Consider the following 1,046-nt stretch of genomic DNA (forward strand, 5'->3'; position numbering starts at 1 on the left):
ACTGAGGGCCAAATCACCAAGCTCAAGCTCGTCAAGCGTCAGATGTATGGCCGCGGCAAGATCGATCTGTTGGAAGCACGGCTCATTGGTGCACCTTGATGGCCAGCACCAAATCTGCGCCAGAGCCCAAAATTGACCCCTTTATGGGTCAATGTTCCGCGCCGATTGACAGCCCTCGTTGCGGCGACACGCGCTGCGATTTGTTCTGGAGTTTGTTTAGTGCCACGTCGTGCATTGCCAATGGCGGCGCGATGTTCAGCCGAGCGTTTGCGGCCCCGCTGGGCGTCTCCGATTTTCTTCCGTGCGCTTTCGCTATGGGTCTCCCCGGCCTGAAGATAAAACCGACGACGACTGGCCTCTCGGGTCAGAATGCGGGCCGTCGTCGCATCCATTACGCCATTGGCTTTGTCCGCCTTTGATCGCCAGGAGAGCACGAGACCGCTATCTGGGTGCTTCATGGCTTGATCAATGCGATTGGACTTTTGCCAGTAGATGAGCTTTTCAATCTGTTTTGGCGTCCAGAGCAATTGGTATCGCGACCGCGCGGGCCAATGCGGTCAAATCCTCGATCCGCGCCCGGATCGAGCACGTGTTTGCTCACCAGAAAAACCGGTTCGGCCTGTTCATCCGCACCATCGGCGTCGCGCGGGCCGAAGCGAAACTGACGCTGGCCAATCTGGCCTACAACTTCGATCGCTTGGTCTTCCACGAAAAGCGCGCGGTCACGGCATGAGTCTGCCCGGGAACGGGGAAAATGCCCTTTGTTGGGCACCACAGGCGGTCAAAAACAGGGTCAAATAACGCCCAAATATGCCAAAGCGCTGAAATCAGCCGGCCATCACGGCAGCATCAATCCTAAAGACACAGTTTTTGCGGGTCTCCACCTCATAGCCGCGTCCCCAAGTCGCCCTCCCTTAACGTTCAACTGGTCGAACAAAGCAAATGGCTGCAATCTTCGGGTGCTTCAGGCTGACAGTGCCAATTCGGACTGATTGACCCTAAAAAGCGCGGCAACGACGTCTGACTGGGTGACCATCCCAGCGAGC

General features: G+C 57.0%; 1 protein-coding gene. It reads left to right on the forward strand.

The window, feature by feature from the left end; translation table 11 throughout:
• Window positions 1-511 precede the first annotated feature (511 nt).
• On the forward strand, window positions 512-733 hold the full coding sequence (locus tag DDE76_RS19360) for a transposase (RefSeq protein WP_425430650.1): 222 nt from the start codon (window positions 512-514) through the stop codon (window positions 731-733).
• Window positions 734-1,046: the final 313 nt, after the last annotated feature.

The sequence above is a fragment of the Devosia indica genome (assembly GCF_003056405.1).
In the GTDB taxonomy this organism is placed as follows: domain Bacteria; phylum Pseudomonadota; class Alphaproteobacteria; order Rhizobiales; family Devosiaceae; genus Devosia; species Devosia indica.